This is a genomic window from Paenibacillus baekrokdamisoli, assembly GCF_003945345.1.
GTDB classification, from domain to species: domain Bacteria; phylum Bacillota; class Bacilli; order Paenibacillales; family Paenibacillaceae; genus Paenibacillus_Z; species Paenibacillus_Z baekrokdamisoli.
Genome location: NZ_AP019308.1, coordinates 3,292,677 through 3,314,403 on the forward strand (window position 1 = coordinate 3,292,677; position 21,727 = coordinate 3,314,403).

23 protein-coding genes and 1 pseudogene are annotated in these 21,727 nt (G+C 46.4%); 7 read left to right on the plus strand and 17 right to left on the minus strand.

All coding sequences use genetic code 11. The annotated features are described in order from the left end of the window. Window positions 1-19 precede the first annotated feature (19 nt). A complete protein-coding gene (locus tag EKN16_RS14845; protein WP_125658533.1) occupies window positions 20-1,087 on the plus strand; it encodes an NAD(P)/FAD-dependent oxidoreductase in 1,068 nt (355 codons plus the stop codon). 42 nt (window positions 1,088-1,129) lie between these two features. On the opposite strand, the gene EKN16_RS14850 is transcribed toward EKN16_RS14845, so the two are convergent. Continuing rightward, window positions 1,130-1,399, minus strand: a complete 270-nt coding sequence (locus EKN16_RS14850) for a YuzB family protein (RefSeq protein WP_125666290.1) — start codon at window positions 1,397-1,399, stop codon at window positions 1,130-1,132. Window positions 1,400-1,488: 89 nt separating this feature from the next. Between EKN16_RS14850 and EKN16_RS14855 the strand changes: the two genes are divergently transcribed. Then, on the plus strand, window positions 1,489-1,734 hold the full coding sequence (locus EKN16_RS14855) for a NifU family protein (protein ID WP_125658536.1): 246 nt from the start codon (window positions 1,489-1,491) through the stop codon (window positions 1,732-1,734). Window positions 1,735-1,841: 107 nt separating this feature from the next. Here the strand turns inward: EKN16_RS14855 and EKN16_RS14860 are convergent, their stop codons facing one another. From EKN16_RS14860 to EKN16_RS14910, 11 genes are all read right to left on the minus strand, one after another. Further along, window positions 1,842-2,630, minus strand: a complete 789-nt coding sequence (locus tag EKN16_RS14860) for an SDR family oxidoreductase (protein WP_125658539.1) — start codon at window positions 2,628-2,630, stop codon at window positions 1,842-1,844. A gap of 21 nt (window positions 2,631-2,651) precedes the next feature. Continuing rightward, window positions 2,652-3,356 (minus strand): Cthe_2314 family HEPN domain-containing protein, encoded by a 705-nt coding sequence (locus EKN16_RS14865; protein ID WP_125658542.1) that lies wholly within the window; start codon window positions 3,354-3,356, stop codon window positions 2,652-2,654. A 257-nt stretch (window positions 3,357-3,613) separates the two neighbouring features. After that, window positions 3,614-4,546: a COX15/CtaA family protein gene (locus EKN16_RS14870; protein WP_311547319.1), complete on the minus strand. Its 933-nt coding sequence runs from the start codon at window positions 4,544-4,546 to the stop codon at window positions 3,614-3,616. A 4-nt stretch (window positions 4,547-4,550) separates the two neighbouring features. Continuing rightward, complete coding sequence (locus EKN16_RS33035) at window positions 4,551-4,751, minus strand: hypothetical protein (RefSeq protein WP_125658546.1); 201 nt, start codon at window positions 4,749-4,751, stop codon at window positions 4,551-4,553. Continuing rightward, a complete protein-coding gene (locus EKN16_RS14880) occupies window positions 4,729-5,067 on the minus strand; it encodes a thioredoxin family protein (RefSeq protein WP_125658549.1) in 339 nt (112 codons plus the stop codon). Before EKN16_RS14880 ends, EKN16_RS33035 begins: the two co-directional genes overlap by 23 nt. 35 nt (window positions 5,068-5,102) lie before the next feature. Continuing rightward, window positions 5,103-6,728 (minus strand): copper amine oxidase N-terminal domain-containing protein, encoded by a 1,626-nt coding sequence (locus tag EKN16_RS14885; protein ID WP_125658551.1) that lies wholly within the window; start codon window positions 6,726-6,728, stop codon window positions 5,103-5,105. A gap of 78 nt (window positions 6,729-6,806) precedes the next feature. After that, complete coding sequence (locus tag EKN16_RS14890; RefSeq protein ID WP_125658554.1) at window positions 6,807-8,498, minus strand: putative polysaccharide biosynthesis protein; 1,692 nt, start codon at window positions 8,496-8,498, stop codon at window positions 6,807-6,809. Between the two features lie 29 nt (window positions 8,499-8,527). Continuing rightward, complete coding sequence (locus EKN16_RS14895) at window positions 8,528-9,250, minus strand: ThuA domain-containing protein (protein WP_125658556.1); 723 nt, start codon at window positions 9,248-9,250, stop codon at window positions 8,528-8,530. A gap of 20 nt (window positions 9,251-9,270) precedes the next feature. Next, complete coding sequence (locus EKN16_RS14900; protein WP_125658559.1) at window positions 9,271-9,747, minus strand: DUF456 domain-containing protein; 477 nt, start codon at window positions 9,745-9,747, stop codon at window positions 9,271-9,273. A 7-nt stretch (window positions 9,748-9,754) separates the two neighbouring features. After that, window positions 9,755-10,507: a Cof-type HAD-IIB family hydrolase gene (locus EKN16_RS14905; protein ID WP_125658562.1), complete on the minus strand. Its 753-nt coding sequence runs from the start codon at window positions 10,505-10,507 to the stop codon at window positions 9,755-9,757. A gap of 449 nt (window positions 10,508-10,956) precedes the next feature. Further along, window positions 10,957-13,068, minus strand: coding sequence for a peptidoglycan D,D-transpeptidase FtsI family protein (locus EKN16_RS14910; protein WP_125658565.1), 2,112 nt, complete (start codon window positions 13,066-13,068; stop codon window positions 10,957-10,959). A gap of 410 nt (window positions 13,069-13,478) precedes the next feature. Here EKN16_RS14910 and EKN16_RS14915 point away from each other — a divergent pair, with 410 nt between their 5' ends. Then, a complete protein-coding gene (locus EKN16_RS14915) occupies window positions 13,479-14,723 on the plus strand; it encodes an IS110 family RNA-guided transposase (RefSeq protein WP_125654929.1) in 1,245 nt (414 codons plus the stop codon). Window positions 14,724-14,908: 185 nt separating this feature from the next. Here the strand turns inward: EKN16_RS14915 and EKN16_RS14920 are convergent, their stop codons facing one another. Further along, complete coding sequence (locus tag EKN16_RS14920) at window positions 14,909-16,072, minus strand: transglutaminase domain-containing protein (protein WP_125658567.1); 1,164 nt, start codon at window positions 16,070-16,072, stop codon at window positions 14,909-14,911. Between the two features lie 48 nt (window positions 16,073-16,120). Then, on the minus strand, window positions 16,121-16,576 hold the full coding sequence (locus EKN16_RS14925; protein ID WP_125658570.1) for a hypothetical protein: 456 nt from the start codon (window positions 16,574-16,576) through the stop codon (window positions 16,121-16,123). A gap of 166 nt (window positions 16,577-16,742) precedes the next feature. Between EKN16_RS14925 and EKN16_RS14930 the strand changes: the two genes are divergently transcribed. The 3 genes from EKN16_RS14930 to EKN16_RS14940 all read left to right on the plus strand — a co-directional run bounded on the left by EKN16_RS14930 (window position 16,743) and on the right by EKN16_RS14940 (window position 18,637). Beyond that, complete coding sequence (locus tag EKN16_RS14930) at window positions 16,743-17,939, plus strand: MFS transporter (protein ID WP_125658573.1); 1,197 nt, start codon at window positions 16,743-16,745, stop codon at window positions 17,937-17,939. A gap of 113 nt (window positions 17,940-18,052) precedes the next feature. Then, the gene (locus tag EKN16_RS33040; protein ID WP_125658576.1) at window positions 18,053-18,169 is read left to right on the plus strand and encodes a dihydroorotate dehydrogenase; all 117 of its coding nucleotides are present in this window, start codon (window positions 18,053-18,055) and stop codon (window positions 18,167-18,169) included. Between the two features lie 96 nt (window positions 18,170-18,265). Then, window positions 18,266-18,637, plus strand: a complete 372-nt coding sequence (locus tag EKN16_RS14940) for a DNA primase (RefSeq protein WP_125658579.1) — start codon at window positions 18,266-18,268, stop codon at window positions 18,635-18,637. 21 nt (window positions 18,638-18,658) lie between these two features. Here the strand turns inward: EKN16_RS14940 and EKN16_RS14945 are convergent, their stop codons facing one another. Genes EKN16_RS14945 through cyoE form a run of 3 tightly spaced genes read right to left on the minus strand, consistent with a single transcriptional unit; the run spans window position 18,659 to window position 21,111 of the window. Beyond that, the gene (locus tag EKN16_RS14945) at window positions 18,659-19,597 is read right to left on the minus strand and encodes an AEC family transporter (protein ID WP_125658582.1); all 939 of its coding nucleotides are present in this window, start codon (window positions 19,595-19,597) and stop codon (window positions 18,659-18,661) included. An 11-nt stretch (window positions 19,598-19,608) separates the two neighbouring features. Further along, on the minus strand, window positions 19,609-20,229 hold the full coding sequence (locus EKN16_RS14950; protein ID WP_125658585.1) for an SCO family protein: 621 nt from the start codon (window positions 20,227-20,229) through the stop codon (window positions 19,609-19,611). Between the two features lie 21 nt (window positions 20,230-20,250). After that, entirely contained in the window at window positions 20,251-21,111 is an 861-nt protein-coding gene (gene cyoE / locus EKN16_RS14955; protein ID WP_125658588.1) for a heme o synthase, read from the minus strand. Window positions 21,112-21,372: 261 nt separating this feature from the next. On the opposite strand from cyoE, the pseudogene EKN16_RS14960 reads away from it, so the two are divergent. Next, a pseudogene (locus EKN16_RS14960) lies at window positions 21,373-21,698 on the plus strand (cell wall hydrolase). Window positions 21,699-21,727: the final 29 nt, after the last annotated feature.

Genomic DNA, 21,727 nt, shown 5'->3' on the forward strand with positions numbered 1-21,727 from the left:
AAGAAGGTTGGGATTCTCCATGAAGCGTTTTGTCATTCTTGGCGGTGGCTACGGCGGACTTACAGTTGCGCAGCAGCTGCTCGAAGGTGATCTACCCGAAGACACAGTTATTGTTCTTATTGACCGCATGCCTTATCAAGGTTTAAAAACAGAATACTATTCATTAGTTGCAGGAACGGTAGCAGATATTGACCTCCGTGTTGCCTACCCTTCCGATCCGCGTCTTATTGTCACTTATGGTGAAGTAACCGACGTCGATCTACACACTAAGCAAGTTATCATGGCTGGTCAGGAACCGCTTGAATACGAATGGCTCGTTGTCGCACTTGGCTGTACGGACAAATACCACGGTATTGAAGGCGCAGAACTGTTCTCCAACAGTATTCAGACCTTCTCTGCCAGTCGAAAAACGTATCAAGCACTGAATGATGTGAAGCCATATGGACAAGTTACTATTGTTGGTGGCGGGCTAAGCGGTGTTGAGGTTGCTTCTGAGCTGCGGGAAGGACGTCCGGATCTTAATATTCGTATTATCGATCGTGGACCTAGTATATTATCCGCATTCCCGCCGAAGCTTCAGGCTTATGTCTCGTCGTGGTTTATCGAGCATGAGGTTGAAATGCGTGGACATGTCGCGTTGTCTCGACTTGAGGAAGGTGTTCTATATGACCAAAATAACCCAGCCTCCATCTTGACCGACGTAACTGTCTGGACTGCAGGTATTCAGCCTGTGGCCCTCGTGCAGCGGATGGACCTGCCTAAAGATAATCAAGGCCGTCTCATTATTAATGAATTCCATCAATTGCCTGATCATACTGATGTATTCATCGTTGGAGACTGTGCCTCCCTGCCCTTCTCCCCAAGCGCGCAAGCGGCTGAAGGACAAGGTAAGCAAGTGGCAGAGGTTATGCAAGCGATATGGAAAAACAAAACACCGAAGCTTGGTAAAATCAAGCTTAAAGGTGTACTCGGATCACTTGGTAAAAAATCCGGCTTTGGGTTAATGGGTCGCACCCCCCTTATGGGACGTGTACCACGCGTTCTCAAAAGCGGCGTACTTTGGATGTCCAAGCATCACCTTGGCTAACGTCCTTCTATAGGCCTCTTAGCTTGCTCTTATGATTAAGCTTTACATGTCGTCGATGAGGCGATCCAGCGCTTCACGTTCGGCTTGTTGTCTCTCTATGGCTTCCATAATGAGGGACTCCAGCTCTTCTACGGTTGAAGCGGCAATAATTTCACCATCAACAAGCCCAAAAGGCGCTAAATAACATTCTCCACAATTGCCTAAACACCCATATTCGATTACATCAAAGTCTGGGTTTTGCTCTAATTTTTTCATTAACGAACCAGTGCCATGATGCATATTACTTGCGCAAAATTCTATAATTGGCTTCAACATGTTGATTTCACCTAGCCTTGCGTATTGATATCCATTTTCAATTGCTGTACTTTGTACTATAATAGGGGAGAAAGGAGTGGATTGCAATGAGTGAACAAGTACAAAGCACGATGTATGATGAAGTGTTGGATGTTCTCGATAAACTGCGTCCCTTTCTACAACGCGATGGCGGCGACGTCGAGCTCGTAGATGTAGAGGATGGTATCGTGAAGCTTCGTTTAGTGGGCGCTTGCGGCAGCTGCCCAAGCTCGACAATTACACTTAAAGCAGGCATTGAACGCGCTCTGCTTGAAGAAGTCGAGGGCGTACAAGAAGTTATGCAAGTATTCTAAACAAAGCCGTTCAAGAATGGTTTTACAATAAAGAGTCTTACTGGAGTTCCGATGCCTCGAGGCAAGGAATCACCAGTAAGACTCTTTTTCTGTCCCCATGTACATGACTATGTAGGCATAATGCTTGTTTTAATGGGATCAAAGCCACCCGTCACATCAACGATATTGCCAGTTAAATAATCGGATTGCGGTAAACAAAGAAAAGTAATTACGCGTGCGATATCTTCGCCACTCCCAGGCCTGCTGCGCGGTGACTCATCGTCCCGCTCATCTTTCACCTCTGCAATGGAGCGTTCTTTATTATCGCCCCTTATATCACCAGGACAGACCATATGAACGGTAATGCCATTCCCCGCTTCCTCAACCGCTAATGTCTTCGTAAAGGAAACAAGACCGGTCTTAGCTGATGCATATACTGCTCTTTGCGGCCATGCTCTTCCTTCTCCGGCGTGTCCAAAGCCAAAATGTATAATCCGTCCCCATTGATGCTCACGCATCTGAGGGAGCAGCTTATGATCGAGCAGCATGACGCCAAGGAGGTTGCCATGTAAAAGGGTAATAATGTCCTCTACGTCGTAATCAGTAAATAATCTACGTTCTCTTATGAAAGGACCTGCATTATTGATGAGAATGTCTATTGTGCCGTTATGCGACCAAGCCTGTGCTTCAGCAGCAAGCCTGTCAACATGATCCCGTTTTGCGATGTCTGCACAGATGGCGGTTGCCCTTACACCGCTCTGCTGCTGAATCTCTTCCACAAGCTTGTTTGCTGCCTGCTCGCTAGTCACATAATTAATCACGATATCGCAGCCCATTCGTGCAAGCGCAAGTGCCGACATTTTCCCTAAACCTTTGGCACTGCCAGTAATTAAAGCCGTTTTCCCCTGTAGCTCCATTCGACCCTCCCAAAAGTTTTGCTATTTCCTTATCTGTCTAATCGCATGTTCAAAGGTGTGCAGCAGGATCTCCATCACCATCTGAATCCCCTGTGCCAAGTCATCGGTTTGTTGCGCTAAATTTTCTAATTTATGAAGCTCACCGTAAGCATCATGGTTCTGCTTCAGATCATCCTGCAATTCCGCATTCATATAATGAATCTCTGCATTCCGGCGTTTGCGCAGCCGAGCCATAGGCTCCTTGTAATCGTCCTTAAGCTTCGTTAACGCTCTCGTTAGCTCAGGATAAGCATTGCGTTGATACATGCTGCGCAGCACCGTAAAGTAAGAAAAATGTGCTTTTAACCGTTCCGTCTGCAAATGAAGTAAATCGTTCATCAAGGTTCCCAGCTTATCAAGGATAGAGAATACACGGATAAATGCATTTTTGTCATAATAAACATGCCTATGATAATTAAGTAGCTCTTCCGGAGACATGGCACCAACGGAGGCCGAGGTAACCATTGCCCCAAACTTGCGAGCAGCGTATTGGCTCTGCTCTAACTCATCAAGAGAATAAAGCAAACCTTGTGTCCAAACTTCATATTTACGCAGCTTATGATCCAAATCATGATTCTCAGCAATTTGTTTATGAACAATAGCAATCAATCGTTCCATCGTTTGCATGGTTTCAAGCAGCTTACCCTCCGGCTTACGCGGGGGTTCACCAAATAACATACGAAGCATCGTCTCATCCTCCCCGAACCATTACCTTATCTTAACTTATCTCCCTTAGGCTCGGCTATAAACTTTAGGATTCCCCATTAATCACTGGCTCAAGCGTCAGGTATCGGGCGGTTAAAGTTAGTCGGGTGGTCTAAAGTCCCGAGCAATTACGACTTTTCCCAAAAAGAAGCCGCATACGCTGTATTTTTAGCGTCTACGGCTACCCTTTATTTTGAAACAATGAATGAAAAAACGCAATCGGTTTAACAATTACTTACTTACGTTCGCCCTTCTCGCCTTTTCCAAGAACGAATCAACATATCCGCCAGCACCGCGAAGAAAGCAGAAACAATCATATTATGCAAAATGCTCGTAAATACGAGCCAATCTGAATTGTTCAATGTAGCCGTTAGAACCGCTCCGCTTAAAACTTGGCAGCAGATGAGGATAAAAGCCAAATTTGCCGATTTGCGAAGCTCAGGTACGTTCGAGCAATATCGTTTAATATGCAGCCAGATACCAGCTATAAAGAACAGAAGAACGGCTGCTGCTACTCGATGAATAAATACATAGAGCGTTGCCCCTTCCAAGCTCGGGACTAATTGTCCATTACACAGCGGCCATCCCATACATCCCCCGGATGAATGCGTATGACGGATAAACGCACCGATATAGATGACTATATACGTATAAACAAGGGCAATTAGCAGCAGTACAACAACTGAGCGAGGTATAGGCCTAGAAAGCCTGTCCTCCTTGCCTCCGCTTCGCCTCATCCGATCAGCCCAAAGCAGCAGCAGCAGCGTACTTGTGAATGCCAAGATTGAGATACCAAAGTGTAAAGCCAAAACTGCTGATGATTGTGGCCAAACGACAGCAATTGCGCCCAGCACAGCTTGCAGCACAGTAAAGAATCCAGCGCTTGCAGCATAAATAATCGCTTCACGATAACGACGGTAAGACACAATGGTCATAATAAAGGTAGCTAGAACAAGTAATCCAACAAGACCACTTATCAGCCGATGTGAATATTCAATTAACGATTCAACTGTATAAGCGGGAATAAATTTGCCATTGCATAGCGGAAAGTCATCTCCACAACCACGACCAGAATTGGTGTTTGTCACGAGTGCGCCGGCCAGCAGCACGAGAAGCATTCCGATGCACGTCGCTAAAGCGAGCGTACGATACCGGCTAGTTATCAAAGTCATCACCCTACTTCTTGGAATAATCAATCTCAATTATAACGAACAAGAACGACAAATACCATGTTGAAACTGTGAACACAACATGGTGTCCATTTGCACTTATCGTTCCACCACCTCCATACAGCAAAACACCCGCAAGCTGCCTCAAGGCCGCATACGGGTGTTTACATAGAATAAATTCAATCTTACAGCGCTTCTGATACTTCAAGAGCTCGATCTAGAAACTGCTCGATCTCCTCACGCGATTTGCGAAGCTTATTCACAAAACGTACAAGCTCACGTCCATCTCTAAAAGCAATGAAGCTTGGAATACCAAGAATATTCAGTTCACTACACAGGTCAGGAAGATCATCGCGATCCACCTGAATGAATTGAATTCGTCCCGAATAAGCCGCTTCTAGATCAGGCATAAAAGGCTCGATATAGTGACAATCTTTACACCAAGTTGTCTTAAAAACAGCGACTGTCATTTGATGAGAAGCAATTGTTTCGCGAAACGCCTCATCGGTTTGTATGATTCTCAAGCTTCAGCCACTCCTTTAGTCATCTACACATCTTCTTATGGTTCGCGGGAGATGACAATCCTATTAAAGTTCACGTCAAGATTCTCCCAAGCGACAGTGGCACCAAGCGCCTTGGCGAAATCACGAACAGGTACATAAGTCACTCCGCTGACTACTGTAGTCGGGAAAGACCAAGTTACTGTTTTGCCATTAATAACGGCTACCTTGCTGTTAACCTTCAAATTAACAGTCGTAGATGTAGCATCATCATACACGCTAATCGTACCCGATCCAGGCATTCTGGTCAAAGTAGCACCAAGTCTATCCGCTGCCTTGCGTAGAGGAATTAGCGTTACTCCTGCTGGTGTCAAGATCGGCTCGCTCTCTTCCTCATCCACATAAAAAGCTACAGATTGATGAGAGATGTGTGCTTGGTTACGAAGCAGGCCATACGCAACGGAATCGCTCTTGAATTGGCGAAGTATTTCGTACCCTTGCATATCCTGCAGTTTCTCTGTATCAACAGCCTGTTTAGGCTCAACCGCAGCTTCTGGTGTTATACTGCCATTCACGTTAGACATCTCATTCGTTAACTTTAACCAAATGCCTTCGATTGGAGAATCTGCAAGCATCTCTTCGTAACCGTAGCCACTCTCGTCATTGGTACTTGAAGTGGCAGCAGGCGTAGTTGCAAATTTTGGTTTAATTGTCGCTTCAATCGTTGATTTGCGAATATCAAGCTTGCTATCGACGAACACATTCGCTTTGATCGAAGTCTGATCATTGAAGATTTGATCAATCGACGCCTGATCTTCTTTCTCCGCTTGTTTCATTTGATCCCTATAATCCGTAAGCATTTTGATAAGGCTGTTTGTCGCCTCATTCACGGAATCCGCCTTATCATCTTCCTCTGGGATGGAGCCAAATATACTTTCTCCACCAACAGATTGGGCTAGGCCAGACTGACTTTGCATAATATCAAACAGTCCGGAAAGCATTGTTTTGAGTCCTGCTTTATCATTTATGAGTGCATCCAGATATGTTTTGATCCATGTCCATATTTCTTTACCGCTCAATTCAGCCTTAATATTCATACCCGTCACGGTTTCGCTGCCAACAGTTTCTTGACCTGCATCAACGGACAAGTGAGTCGGATTCGGCAAATTATTAATGGCAAACCCGCCAAATGTTTCTACTATTTGTCTTCCTGAATCCACTAGATTCGCATCACTAGAAGCTGCTGAATCTACAGCTCCCGATGGATCAATGGCTTCTTTGAGATGCAGCACAAATGGACTTTTCGCCCCTTCAAGCTCAACAACCGCAAGATCCTCATTCATTTTTAGTGAGAATCCGATGCTCTTCGCGCCAAGCTCTAGCTTGCCATTCATGGACATTTGGCCAGCTTTGGCTACTTTCATACTGCTTAATTGCAATTTGATATGCGAGAATAGATCCATGATTTCCGCTTCTTCTGCAGGGATATCCTTAAGTGCATCCTCTTTGAGCAGAAGCTTGAATTCCATAGTTTCATTGCCTTCAAAAGACGTCACTTTAATAGCCTGCTTGAGCATTTGATTGAAATCAACGCCCCCCATTGCTTGACAGCCCGCCATGATCACAAGCATCACCGCTAGCAGCAGCAAACCAGCTGTTCTCTTACTCCATCTCCATTGTTTCAAAACGAAAAAACCCCTCTCCTAGGCAAAAAGACTAGTGTCTATTCTACCATGAAGAGGGGAATTTTGGAAGATAAATGATTATCTAGAATCGCTCTTAGAGCGCATTGTTAAACGTATTAATGGGCTCAACAGCTTACGCAGAGGTCCCGGGAATTGACGTACATCTTCAGCCGTTACCACCTTGAGCAGGATCAATAGCGCCAAGTATAGCCCAAATGATACCATTCCTGCTGCTAAAGCGGAAATTAAAAAGCCAACTCTTGGTGTTAAGCCTTCCAGCCAGCCTCGGACTAGTATGTCTGTCATCCAGCCAGCACCTGCTGAGATAACAATCGTTACACCGTAACCAAGCCAGCGAGCGCCTAGGACGCTCAGGTTAACTTCCTTCTTTATGACTCGCAAATTTAACGAGGCAATGGTCACGAAGCACAGTGTCGAAGCTATAATCAGTCCATATACCCCAAGTAACGGAGCTAATGCTAAGCTCGCAATCACTTTTACAACTAAACCAATAAGGGTATGGCGCATGGGAACATTCGTCTGCCCAAGCCCGAACAGGATCGAGTTGCTTGTCATCATCGTAATTTGAAAAATTGTTCCTGCTGTAAGAGCTGCCACTATCCCGCTTCCGCCCGCATTAGCATCACCAAACAAAAATCCCGTAACCGATACTGCTGCGACCGTTAGCGTAAGTGCTGCTGGAACGCCTGTAAAGACGACAATACGCATGACAAGGGAGGTTTGTCTTTCTACTTCCTTCATGTTCCGAACCGAAAAGGCTGAGGATAGCACCGGTATAATGGATGTGCTCAACGCAATAGCAAGAATCGGAGGTATGCCAGCGATACCTTGCGCTCGAAATGCAAGCCAGTTATGAAATTGTTTGGCTGCTTCTTTCGTTTCATAAAAGGAACCTGTCAGACGATTAAACAGCATCGTATCAAAATTGTATACGAACTGAACCGTCATCGCAGCAATAACGATAGGAATCGAGATCGCAAACAATTCTTTGTAAATCGAACGATAGGATGATTTCACTTGTGAAGAAGCTTCCACTACAAGTTCACTTTCACCTGTCTGCATACTCGAAACTTGTCCAGACAGCGCAGCCTGCTCCTGCCGATCCTGCCTTTTGAGCTTCCTGGCATAGTAGAGCATGACGCCGAATGCGCCTATGCTGCCTAGGACACTGCCGAAGGTAGCAACTGCTGCCACTTTTCGATCTCCCATATCCCACGATACAACAAGCATGACTAACCCAACTGCTGTTATGACTCGTAATATTTGTTCAACAATCTGGGACAATCCGCCAGCCATCATCATCTGACGGCCTTGGAAGTACCCCCTCATCATCGCAATAATCGGGAACAATAATAGCGCAGGAGCAATTGCTCTTATCGAAGCATCTAATCCAGGTTCAATAGAAATATTCGTTGCGATAAAAGGAGCAAACACGAATAACAGAACCGATACAATAACACCGGTTACCGACCCAAACCAAAGTGCGGCCCTGTAAATACGCTGAGCTTCCTCTGGACGACCAAGGGCATACCGCTGTGAGATCATTTTACTGATCGCACTTGGTATGCCTCCTGTAGCAATAATTAAGAGCATGAGATAAATATTATTCGCATCATTGAAGTAAACGCCGCTTTGCGTAGACATCAGGTTATCCAGCGGTATACGCTGGAAGATCCCGAGGAACCGGGCTACCAGCGCAGCTGCCGCTAGAATAATCGTGCCTTTTATTAAAGAATCCTTTTTAACCATGAGCTAGCTTGATTCCCCTAGTCTGTCGCTTATTTCGCTTTGATTTCTTCCAGAGGCTGATGATTGCCGCGAACTGGCGCTGCGGCTCCCGATGGTGCTGCCCAGCGAATGCCGTTCTTAATAACTTGGAGCACATTCTCATTATAATAAGTTGGGTATGTTTCATGACCCGGACGGAAATAGAATACTTTACCTTGACCGCGGAAGAACGTACAACCGCTGCGGAATACCTCGCCGCCTTCAAACCAGCTAACGAAGATAAGCTCGTCCGGTGCAGGAATGTCAAAGTGCTCGCCATACATTTCTTCCCGTTCCAGCTCGAAGTACTCAGGGATACCCGCTGCGATTGGATGAGCAGGGTTAACCGTCCAAATCCGTTCCTTCTCGTCAGCTTCACGCCATTTGAGGTCGCAGCCTGTGCCCATCAGCTTCTTGAAGATCTTGGAGAAGTGAGCCGAGTGAAGCACAATCAGACCCATGCCATTCATGACTCGTGCATGCACACGTTCAACAATTGCTTCTTCTACTTGATCATGTCCCATATGTCCCCACCAGATCAGAACATCCGTATTAGCGAGCACCTCTTCTGTTAGTCCATGCTCGGGCTGATCAAGTGTAGCTATACGAACCTCGAATCCATCCGTGCCAATCCCTTTTGCAAGCGCGTTATGTATACCATCTGGATATACGTTACGTACTTCATCATCTTGTTTCTCATGCAAAAACTCATTCCATACCGTCACTTTAACCATTGTTTATCTGCCTCCTCAAATTAGATCCATATAAAGAATAGAACAATCATTGCAACCTGCAGAATGACCTTAACGACCATACTGGAGAATAGCCCAACTACGGAGCCTAATCCGACTTTCAGCGCCAGGTTCAAATTCGATCCGACCAACAATTCGCCGATAATCGCACCAAGCAGAGGGCCCAGAATGAGACCGAAAGCGGGAATCACAAATGGACCGATGATAATACCGATTGTGCTGCCTATGACAGATGCCCTGGATCCACCGTATTTCTTGACTCCCCAAGCACTTACGGCATAATCGGCTATGAATAACACGACTACAATAAGGGTCTGAATGGTCCAGAACCAGAATCCAAAGGGTTGGAAGGAAATAAAAAATCCATAGGCGAAAAATGCAGCATAGATGGCAAGCGCGCCCGGCAATATGGGAAATATAGCACCAGCTAGTCCAACGGCGAATAATAGGATAACGATAATCCAACCGGCTATCTCCACCTTCTACTCACCCTTTCAGAATATAATCCCGAATGAGATGAGCAACAGCATCCTCATTATTCGTGACTGTAACCGCATCGGCAGCCGCTTTGACCGCATCCTGCGCATTCCCCATTGCAACACCAAGTCCAGCTTCGCGAATCATCGCAATATCATTCAAGCTATCCCCCATGGCCGCAACCTGAGACATGTCAATATGCAGCAATTCACAAAGCTCACGAATGGCACTTGCCTTCGTTACCCCTTGCGGGTTCATCTCTAGGTTCCAAGGTGATGAGTTTGTGATCTCCATCCCGCCCCAACTGGCCGTTTCTTCCAAAATAAGACCACGAGTAACTTCATCCTCGGTGTAATAACCGAATTTTAGCCAATGATGCGCTTCATAGTCATCAACAGGCTCCAACCATTTCTCTTTGTTGTAAATATCTTCTACCGTATAAGCCCAGAACCAGCATTCCTCATGTTGAAGCGCCAGTTCATGAAGTCGCTTAATCGTTGCTGCCGGCATGAGTGAGCGTCTATGCAGCACGCTAGGGCGTCTCCAAATTTCACCGCCATTAACCGTAATCATAGGGGTATCTAGTTTCAGCTGCTCGGCATACGGCAATGCACTTTGATACCCTCTTCCGGTCGCAAAGCAAACGGTGATACCTGCATCCAAAGCTTTTTGAATCCATTTGGCATTCTCACTGCTAATCTCTTGTACTTCATTCAGCAGCGTGCCATCCATATCTAGCGCAATTAACTTAATCGATCCCATATGCAATTAGTGCCTCCTGCAAGCGTGGCTTTAACTCTGATAAAGCAATTTTAGCACATCTCAAGCTGAATCCAAACCCGCCGCAACTAGAAAGTAATTCATTGGGTACGATTCTCATTATAAAGAATTTTTCCTGCGCGTGCGCTTCTCATTCTTGTTCACTTTGTGTTGCATCTTGCTATTAAAGCAGTAAGGAAGCTGTCAAAAAGAAAAGGGTCCAAAACCATCGGCGAATAGATGCGCTTGTTCGATGACGCATAGACAATTCCCCCTTCATCAAGATGATTGCATGCACTTTCTTTATCGTATGCAAATATGTTTCCTTTGTGCAACTCAATCATTCTTGATTATTGCTTGATTAGTAGCGCATACTTCACCCTACACTCCTGTACAAATAAAGCTCCCCGTTAGGGGAGCTTCGCTTTATAAAAGAAAAATAATAACCGAGCTTATGGCGTTCCAGTTCCTGTAGTCCCAGTTCCCTTAGCCCCAGTTCCGATAGTTCCGGTAGTTCCGGTAGTTCCGGTAGTGCCGGCAGCTGTCGCATCTGTACCTGCTGTGCCTGTTGAAGATACCGGCTTCTTCGGTACCCCATTCAATCCGATGGCATCATCATAAGCATCGAATATTTTACGAGCGATCGGCGCTGCTCCGTTCGCACCAAAGCCGCCTTCAGGTACAACAACGGCCACTGCCAGTACAGGATCCTGTGCTGGTGCATAGGCAATAAATACCGCATTATCAACAGTTTTTCCGCTAACCTGCTGCTCAGACGTACCCGTCTTTCTTAACACTTTGTAAGAAGCACCATCAAATGCATTCACCTTTACATTAGCCATTCCCAGCTCAATCTCTTTCCAATAATTATCCGGAAAAGTTATTGAGTTGAGCACTTCCGGCTTGAAGGACTGCACGATATTCCCGTCTGAATCCTTGACTTCATTCACAAACTGCGGCTTCATCCGTTTGCCATGACTTGCAAGCGTCGCTGTATATTGTGCCAGCTGGAGCGTTGTATAACGTCCCATTTGACCAAATGACGCGAATATCAAGGCAGATTGGGAACTAGCTGCTTCTCTCTCATGGAAGTAGCCAATAACACCCTTGCTTTCATTTGGTAATCCACTTCCAGTGGACACACCCAGACCGAACTGCTTTACATAATTATCCCAGACATCGACACCTTTACTTCCATCTTTCAAGTAAAGCGCATTTCCCACCATCTTAGCCATAAAGGGGTTAGACGATCTGGTTATCGCTAGAGCGGGATCAAGTAAGCCATAAGCATGGCCTTTCGCGTTACCGATCTTACGGCGAGTGGATGAACCCTCTTTACCATAGTAAAAGGCTCCCGTATCATTCCATGTGCTTGAGGTCGTGAACAGATTCTCGTTCAAACCAATCAGAATCGACAATGGTTTCATCGTTGAGCCGAGAAACACCACTGAGGAAGGATGCTTACGCTGTTCCTTAGGATCTGTATAAGGCCCAATAACCGAGCTGATGGTTCCATTCTGCAAGACATTGGCGATGGAATTATAATCATCTGTACTGATTTTTCCACCTTCCCAAATATTGGGATCATAGTCTGGCATACTTGCCATTGCTACTACTTTTCCAGTCTTTACTTCCATAGCAACTGCATAACCAGTCTTCGCATTATCTTGACGTATACTTCGATCAGACGTTGTTCGAAGGAGATGAAGCTGATCCATGATCGCTTGCTGGGTCTTAGCCTGAACATCACGATTGATAGTCAGATACAGATTATCGCCCTTCTCGGGCTTCGTAATTACAGGCGGGCCAATGATACGGCTGGCCGCATTCACGGGATAGGTCTTAAGACCATTCTTCCCACGAAGAATATCCTGGTACATATACTCGATGCCATCGTACCCAACGTCTTCCTGCTGCAGATATTTAAGTCGTGGATCTTGAGTCTTCACACGGTCTTTATATAAATTATTCTCCGCACCGCCGCCATATTTCTTCAGATAGCCCACAAGCTGTACAGCAAGCGTGCTTTTATCATAATGCCGTATGCTTTCCTCCACGATATCGATACCTGGGTAGAGCGCCTCATTTTCCATGAAATACGCAATCTCTTTGGAGGATAGGCCGCTCTTGATTCGGCGAGGAACCGTTACGGTATTTTTTTTGTAGTCAAGATCCATGTTCTTAATGATATCAGCTAGAGATATCGCGACATTAGGATCTCCATTCTTCTGAAACACATCGAACAACTTCTTGGCTGTTGCAATCGAATCCGCTTTCTTCGTTCCTGGCTCAATGCTGTAAGTGAGCGTCTGCGTCGAGGTCGAATAGGCAAGTGCATGTTCGCTTGAATCATAGATATTCCCGCGTATCGGCGGAATTAGAACATCTGTATGCCCCCTTCTCGTCTCTTCATCGCGAAGCGAAGGTCCTTCAACAAACTGCAGAATAGCCAGCCTAACAATAAGCACACTAAATACGAAAAAAGTAACAAAAAAGAATAAGTTCAACCGGAACGAGAAATTCCTCCGATTCTTAATCTCCCGTTTCTGCGGGTCATCCTCCACAAACCATTCTCCTCGTATAGTATTTCTTGAAGCTATTTGAATGCCAGTTTCCAGCCCCCGAGGGGGCTGGAAGGCCACTTCAAAATTTCCAGCAAATCGCACCTTGAAAATTAAAAAGGGACTGGACTTTCCGGCATGCCTCTGGACAATGGAACTTAGGGTCCATTCGGGGAAATTCTTATTTCTCCTGTAGCACTGTCTACTCTCAAAGTCTGTTTCTCCGGTATTCGTTTGAACTTCTTACCCGCTGGCTGTTCCCTTCGGTAGCCCATGCCCGGTTTTAGCAGGTCCGGGGCAGCTCATGGACCGAAGCGTGTTCTTATATGCGAGGGTGATTGATCTGCGAGTGCGCCGGAGGCATCCCGGAGAGTCCGTTCCCTGGATCCCCTGTAGAAAGGAGGAGATTCCACTTGAAGCTATTTGTCGGTATTGACGTTAGCTCGCAAGAGCTAGAAGCGTGTTTTATGAACTCGGACGGCGATAAGCTGGAATCGTTCAAAGTGAAAAACGACTTGCAGGGGGCTTCCCATCTGCGTGATCGTATCGTCATTGCGGTGGACAAGCATTCGTCTTCGGAAATACACATTGGGCTAGAAGCCACCTCGGTCTACAGCTGGCATCCCGCCATGTACATGCATGAAGATCCAGCGCTGAAAGAGCGAAAGACCAAAGTCTTTACGATCAATCCGAAGCTCGTCAGCAAGTTCAGAGAGGCTTACCCCGACCTAGACAAGACCGACCGTCTCGACGCATGGGTCATTGCAGACCGGCTTCGCTTCGGCAGACTGACGACCACCATCGTCATGCAGGAGCAGTATGTCGCACTTCAGCGCCTAACCCGGATGCGGTTTCACATGGTTCACAACTTGACTCGTGAGAAGCAATACTTCCTGCAGAACTTGTTCTACAAATGCAATGCCTTTACTACCGAAGTGGATAGCTCCGTTTTCGGCCACGCTCTCATGGAAATGCTCTCAGAGAAGTTCAGTCTAGATGACATCGCAACGATGGACGTCACTGATTTGGCTGACTACTTGCGAGATAAGGGACGCAATCGCTTCCCAGACCCAGAGAATGTCGCTCGCTGTATCCAGAAAGCCGCAAGAGCTTCTTACCGACTCTCAAAGGTTGTCGAGGATTCTATTGATCTTGTGCTCGGCACATCCATTCAAGCTATACGGAGTATCCAAGCCCAGCTCAAAGATCTCGACAAGGCCATAGAACGCATTCTTGAAAGCATGCCGGAGTCTAAATGCTTGCGCTCCGTTCCTGGCATTGACCGCGTTTACGCCGCCGGTATCCTCGCTGAAATCGGCAACATAGACCGATTCAACGACCAAGCCGCTGTGGCCAAGTACGCCGGTCTCACATGGCGCAGACACCAGTCCGGCCCGTTTGAAGCAGAAGACACTAAACGCATTAAATCCGGCAACCGTTTCCTTCGCTATTACCTGGTTGAAGCTGCCAACTCGGTGAAAAACCGCGATGATGAATTCGGTGAGTATTACCGGAAGAAATACAAGGAAGTACCCAAGCACCAACACAAACGCGCCCTCGTCTTAACGGCAAGAAAACTTGTGCGTCTGGTCGATGTACTGCTACGCAACGGCCAACTCTACACGCCTAGAAGGAAGGTGAATAGCGCGAAGGATTAACGCCTCCTTTGCCAAGGTCCTTCATTAATTCCCAGTAAAAATATGGTAATTAGACGTTTTTTCTACTGGGTTAGGTTTGATGCGCCCATTTTTCCTGGCTGAAACGCTTTATAGCCAAGATAATTTCCAATTCGTAAGAATCATGGGCTTGACATCATACCGCTGGACTTTCCCATTTACAACCTTTACGTTTCCCGCAGGTGTGTACTAGAAAATCCACTCGGGTTAAACCAATTCCCTGAAGAAGCCCATGTGGCATCAAGCGGAATCCAGCCTCCGCCTTGATCAGCGAGTCTAACTTCATTCCATGCATGAGGACCGTAGTCGCCCTTACCTGTGGCTCCTAGCCCCGTTACCACACGTACCTCTAAACCTACCGAACGTGCCATCACAGCATATAATCGGGCTACATCTATACAGACGCCTTTATGGGTATTAAAAGTTTCAGCAGGGGTCTGTTCTTTCCAAACTCCATTGTCCTCATAATTATTTGCCTTATCCCAGTCGTAGGCAATACGTGTTCCTACCCAATCATAGAGGGCACGCGCTTTTTCCTCATCAGTACGCGCTTTTTTGGTCACTTTTATGGCTGCTTGTTCAATATTAGCCGGTACGGCAGAGTCGATCACTTCATACTTACGCTGCAGGACACGGCGGAATTCTGCTGCAACCGCGTCAGTAAATACAGGCCCGCGAGTTAGTACATCCCCTGCAACCGGGCTCAGCAGCTCACTGGCAGTCTTGGCATAGAAAGCTGAAGAACGAATCGATTCTGTTAAAGGTCCACTCGGCAGCATCGATACATAGACGAATAGAATAGCGATGACTACAAATGCACGGCCCGCTCCAAGAAGAGCACCTATCATAGCACCCGTCGCTCTGCTCGCTGTACCCGATAACAACTTGTCCCCTACTGATCTCCGATTCTCGCTGATTCGTAATACGGAATCATAGAACAAACCGAATAGCGGCTGCAGCCAGCCAAGCAAATATCGAAAAATCGTATAGGTAATTAGAAAGATAAGACCAAAGCGAAGCAAATCAAAATCTCTAAGACTCGTCACAATTGTGTACCAAATCTGCTTGAACGTGCTAAGCTCATGCTTGGGTACTTGAATATTCCGGCTGAGTAGCCAATCCCGCACAAGCGGTGAGAGCCGTTCCGCCGCACGACCAGCCAACAATAAAGAGAGTACGACAGAGACAGCCTGCCAAATAAAAAAGAAAAGGTGCTTCGCAGAACCCGATGCACCTCTTCTCACGCCTTGAATAAGCGAGCCAATTAAGATGAGCAGAACCATCACCGCAACCGGTTCTGGTCTTAACAGCGCCTGAACCCAAGTGTTCATAATAAAGCCTCCCAACCTAGCAACTAGCCTATTTGTGTAATGGCTTCATTAGACGTTCTTCTTTGCCTGATCAATTAAAAGCTGAATGGTGTCATCGATCTTCCATGTGCCAAGTGATGTCCCACGGAACGACACCTTTACTTCCTTATCGCCTGGGGCACCGACAAGCTCGAGATTCTTAGTTGTAATGGTGAAGGTACCATTGCCATTTGAGGTATATTTCGCATCCTTAGCTTCACCAGCCATAGCAGTAATCGCCTCTTGCTTGACGCTTTCCGCAACTTTCGTGCCGATGGTAGAGCCAATAGACTTCAAATCCTCAAGTGAGTAGCCACTATAAACGATCACACCAGCAAGAATAACTAGCACAACCAACCATTTGACAACAGTCTTGACGATGCGCATGACAATGAAAAGCACGATCAGCGCAATGATGAGAAAAAGCCATTTGTCCTTAAAAAACTGTACCCAAGTATCCATGTCATAATTGAAATCAAAGCTCATCCGATAATCTCCTCCATTATACCCGTTGAAAAGCCTGAATACAAAATATTATACCCTATGCACCTATTAGCGTAAACCTAGACTGATTGAGACATAACCCTGCTTATCCAAGCGTACAAGTAGTAACATACTGTTCAATCCATATGCTTCCTTAGGAGGGTTATAAATGAAGACCGCAATATGGTTGTATCTGTTTCTGTTCATCGCTTTTTTTGACCTGCATGCTCAATATCCCATCTTAACCCCTTTCGCCATATCACTTGGGGCTGCTCCCTCGTTTATCGGACTCATGATGGGGCTTTATTCGATCACGCATCTACCTGGTAACCTTATCGCCGGCTATGGCGTTGATCGCTTCGGCAGTCGTCTCTTTATCGTTTTCAGTCTAGCTGCAGCTGGTGTTATCCTTCTCTTGCAATCTAAAGTAACGGACCCTTGGCAGCTGCTAACGCTGCGCTCCATCAGTGGATTCGTACTCGCTTTCCTCTCTCCCGCTTGTATGTCCCTGCTTGCAAAGCTCACAACGGATCGAGTGCAGCAAGGGAAGCTAATGGCGGGCAATGGACTTGTCCATACGGTAGCTTCTGTAGTTTCTCCGGCTGCCGGGGCTTATTTGGTCGCCCAGATTGGTTTCACTACAGCCTTCTACGTGCTTGGCTGGATATTAATTGTCACTGCTGTCTGTGCGCTATTCTTTATTCGAGAAACTGTTTATGCTGCACGGGCTCGTGCCAAGACAATAAGCTCTGGCTCCCATTCACACCCTACCGCTCCCTTAGCCGAATCCAATGAAGCTTCTGGTCACACCCATGTTCCTTGGCTGGTCTACACGCTGCCCATCGCCATGAGCTGCGCACAAGGCATCCTATCCTTTGAGCTGCCTCTCATGTCAACAACCAAAGACGGCATGATGCAGACTGGCCTTCTCTTCTCTGTGGTCAGCTTCGGCGCGCTGATTACGCTAAGTATGCTTTTCTTAAACCGTATGTCGCCCTTCCTGCGTTCCTTATGGGGCGCCTTTATGCTGGCTCTCACTTACTTTGCTATCGCGTCGGGTGTCCCGGCTCCCTTTTTTATGATGCTCTTACTACTTGGTATGGCAAAAGGGGTGATCTTTCCCGCTCTTTCCTCACTCCTTATTGAGCTTAGCGGGGGAACAAGATATGGCCGAACCTTCTCGATTCTATCCATTGCCTTCTCAATTGGTGCCTTTATGGGGCCTATGCTCGCTGGTCAGCTCCGTAATGTGATATCACCCTATTACATCGCTTTTGTTGTCTTAATGCTTGCCGTTTCCATTCTCCCTTTTTACTCCATACGCAAGACAGGTGGCTCCAATGCCCATTTTTCCCGAACTGGGTGAAAACACAGGGCCATCATTTACCTAAGGCATAGGATACATTATGGCAGGGCTGCCATTCAGCATTTAAACTAGTATTTGTCCTCAATGAAAGGCGGAAGAGGGGTGACTTCATAATGTCTACACTCATTGAAAGCGAACGTCGTGGCTTCGGACACGGTTTTACTTCAGCTGGCGTTATTCTTGTTCTTTTTATCCTGCTTGTTATTGTTATAGGTGGTTGTTTCTGTTAATACCCATTCGCCAATGGCGGCTTGCTACCCAGCAGGCCGTCTTTTCGTTTGAACGGTCATTCGTTTACAATAGGCGTAAGAGGGAGGTGACCGCTTGTGAGAATCGCAATTATTGTAGAAGGCAAAAACGACCGAAGCCGACTCCGCCGCGTACTTTCTGATGATGTTCCCATTTATTGTACGTATGGAACACCTAGCACCGATAGGCTTGAGAAGCTGCGCGGAGAGGTTGGGGACAAGCATCCCTATTTATTTACCGACAATGATTCATCCGGCAAACGAATACGCGGCATGCTCAGAGATGCCTTCCCTGATGCCGATCACATTCATACACGTAAGGGCTACTCTGGCGTAGAGAAAACACCTGAAGTGTATTTAATCGAACAATTAGAAAAAGCAGGTCTCGAGGCGTACATCATGTACCCACCTCAAGATCCCGCTCCATGGAAGAAAGAAGATCAATTTTAATGATTGCTTATTCAAAAGGGTTTAAATATGTAAGAAGTAAATCACTACCGTGACCGTTATCATACTTAGGATCGTTGAAATCAAGACGGTCTGTGAAGCAAACTCGGGTTCATTGTCGAACTCAACCGCTAACAGAACACTAGACAGTGATGTCGGGACAGCAGAGGACACAATTAATGCCTTCGCCATCATGCTGTCCATTCCCATTGCCAGATCGATGCCCCACACAACGAATGCTGCAAGCAAGGGTCCTGCGATCAACCTCAGTCCAGTGGAGAGCGCTACATCCGTCAGCATGAAGCTGCGCACCGACCAGCTCATGCTGCCTAGCTGAACGCCAAGCGTAATGAGCGCGGTACCGAAGAAAGCATTCGCTACATAATCTACTGGTGTAGCCAAGAAAACAGGAAGCGGTAAATGGAAGCCACGCAGGAGAAGAGCAAGAGGAATCGCATAAATAACTGGCTGAGTCGCTATCTTACGCAGTACTTCTTTCCCACTGCTTTGATGGGCATTGACACTATAAATCCCATAAGTATTCGGTAAGAGCGACTGCATGACCATGATAATGAGCTGAACAGATAACGTGAATGGATTAGCTGCAAAAGCCAGTTGATTTAGTGGAATCCCATAATTCGCACTGTTATAAAACAATACGCTGTTACGCATTGTTGCTTTCATGCCAGCTTTGTAGCGGCGGATACGAATAACAGCCTCGACAGCGCCGAATAGTAAGGCCATGAATAGGACAAAAAATAACAGTACCTTGCCAACAATCTGAAGCGATAATTCCGTCGTATACAACAATCGAAAAATAACAGCTGGAGAAAATAAATAAAAATTAAGTTTGGACAGCGTCTTGATGTCCAAAGAAAAAGCCCGCTGCAGTGTGATGCCTATGGCGATCATAACCGACAGCGGGAGTACGTTGTTCAATAAGATTGACCAAAAAATTGTCATTGGCGGCCTACCTACTCATTCACTAATGTGTCAACGACTTTCACAATGTCGTCGGCTTTCGTATCTTGAATGGAGCCTGTCATATACTTGCGTATCTCACCTTCACGATCCACGATCGTAATGGTATCTGTGTGGCTGAAAAGCCCTGTCTTCTCATCTTTTATGAGATCAAGACCAAAATTATTCATAAGCTTCTTTGTTGCTTCTTCACTATCCTCGCGAAGGAACTTCCACCCGCTCGTATCGACATCGAATTTCCCCGCAAACTTACTCATAGCCGCGAGAGAATCACGCTTAGGATCAAAGGTAATGGACATGAACTCGACATCCTTGCCAAAGGTTCCTTCCTTCTTCAGCTGATCCTGCACTTGCGTCATCAGATAAGTAGTTGGCGGACAAATGTCCGGACAATTCGCATAGAAGAAATAGATAACTCTAACTTTCCCCTTCGAATCATCAAGCGTAACCTTGTTACCACCCAAATCGGTCAGCTCGAAGTTCGGCGCTGATTTAAGCTTATCCAGCTTTGGGGTATCGCTTTTCGAGTAGGTCATTAACAAATAAATGCCCATCGCCGCGCACAAAGCGAGCACAGCAATTTTGAATCCGTGTTTTCGTGCAAATCCCATCATTCGGTCCCTCCTGAAAGACAACTAGCCAATCCCATTGGTGTCCAGCACCATGACGAAGAAGACAACCATCAAATAATTAATCGAGATGATGAAGTTGGTTTTCGCCCACTTGTCATCGTCCTTAGCCTTCAAGCCCATAAGAGTATGAACCAGCCATAGAACGCCGCCAATCAAAGAAATAACGAGAAAGAAGTAGCCTACATAATCATAAGTAAACATCAAAATCCCTGTCGGGATCAGCAGTAGGATATACGGTATCATCTGAAGCTTCGTACGTCCTATTCCTTTAACTACCGGCAGAAGTGGATAGCCCGCTGCGCGATATTCCTCCACACGTCTAATCGCAAGCGACCAGAAATGCGCCGGCTGCCAAAGAAACAAGAGCGCGAACAATATCCAAGCTCCCGCATCAACATGTCCTGTAACAGCGCAATAGCCGATAACAGGAGGCATCGCCCCTGATACCCCGCCGATGGAGGTGCTCCAAGTCGAAGTACGCTTGAGCCACATCGTATACACCACGATATAGACGAACATCCCGAGCAAACCAAGCCAACCTGAAGGCTTGTTTACTAGAACGAAAAGCATGGTAATGCCGATGACACCAAGCACGATTCCATAAATAAGGACACCCGTCGGTTTCATACGATTCGTCGGCAATGCACGATTCTTCGTACGTTCCATCTTTTTATCTAGTTCGCGATCCCAATAATTGTTAATGACGCAAGCGGATGCCATCGTAAGCGCAGAGCCGATCAACATGTAGACAAGCAGCAACAAATCAATATGCCATTTGGAAGCGACCCAAAATCCCCCGAATGCCGCAAACGCATTAAGTCGTATGATGCCAGGTTTTGTCAGGGCCACGTAATCTTTAAGCACAGCCAGCCTCCCCGTTCCGATCCCGTATGGGCAAAATTGACCCATCTTCTATGTTTTAAAATCGTTCTTAATCATACCGAAAAAACAAGCTGTTGACAATGTTCGCTCTTTTTGTTCATTAATTTGACACGGCATTATAGGCGGAACGATGAACATATAAATAACTATTTCATAAGAAAAGGAACACTTTTGCCTCTATTTAAATACACTGTCATGTGGTTATTGGCCTATACGGAAGCGAAAGGGAGTGGTTGTTCAGAGATGGCAGTCGTAAAAGCAACTTCCGCAGATGTTAAAATACTTGCCAGACTACTGCGTGCGGAGGCAGAGGGTGAAGGCGATCTTGGCATGCTGATGGTGGGAAATGTCGGCATCAAATCTAATCCGTGGAAACTGCATTGATTTCAAAAACATACGCACCACGTGTGATCAATGGTGAACGGCAGCGTCCTGCTTCCAATTCTCTGTGGTACTTCCGGCCGGCGGGAAGCTGTCCGCCAACATGGTGGGATCAACAATTCATTGGTAAATATAAGGCGCATTGCTTCTACGCACCCTTTCAAAGTGATTGCCCGAACGTTTATTAAAGCTTAGTCTCTCTTCAGCATTGCATCAT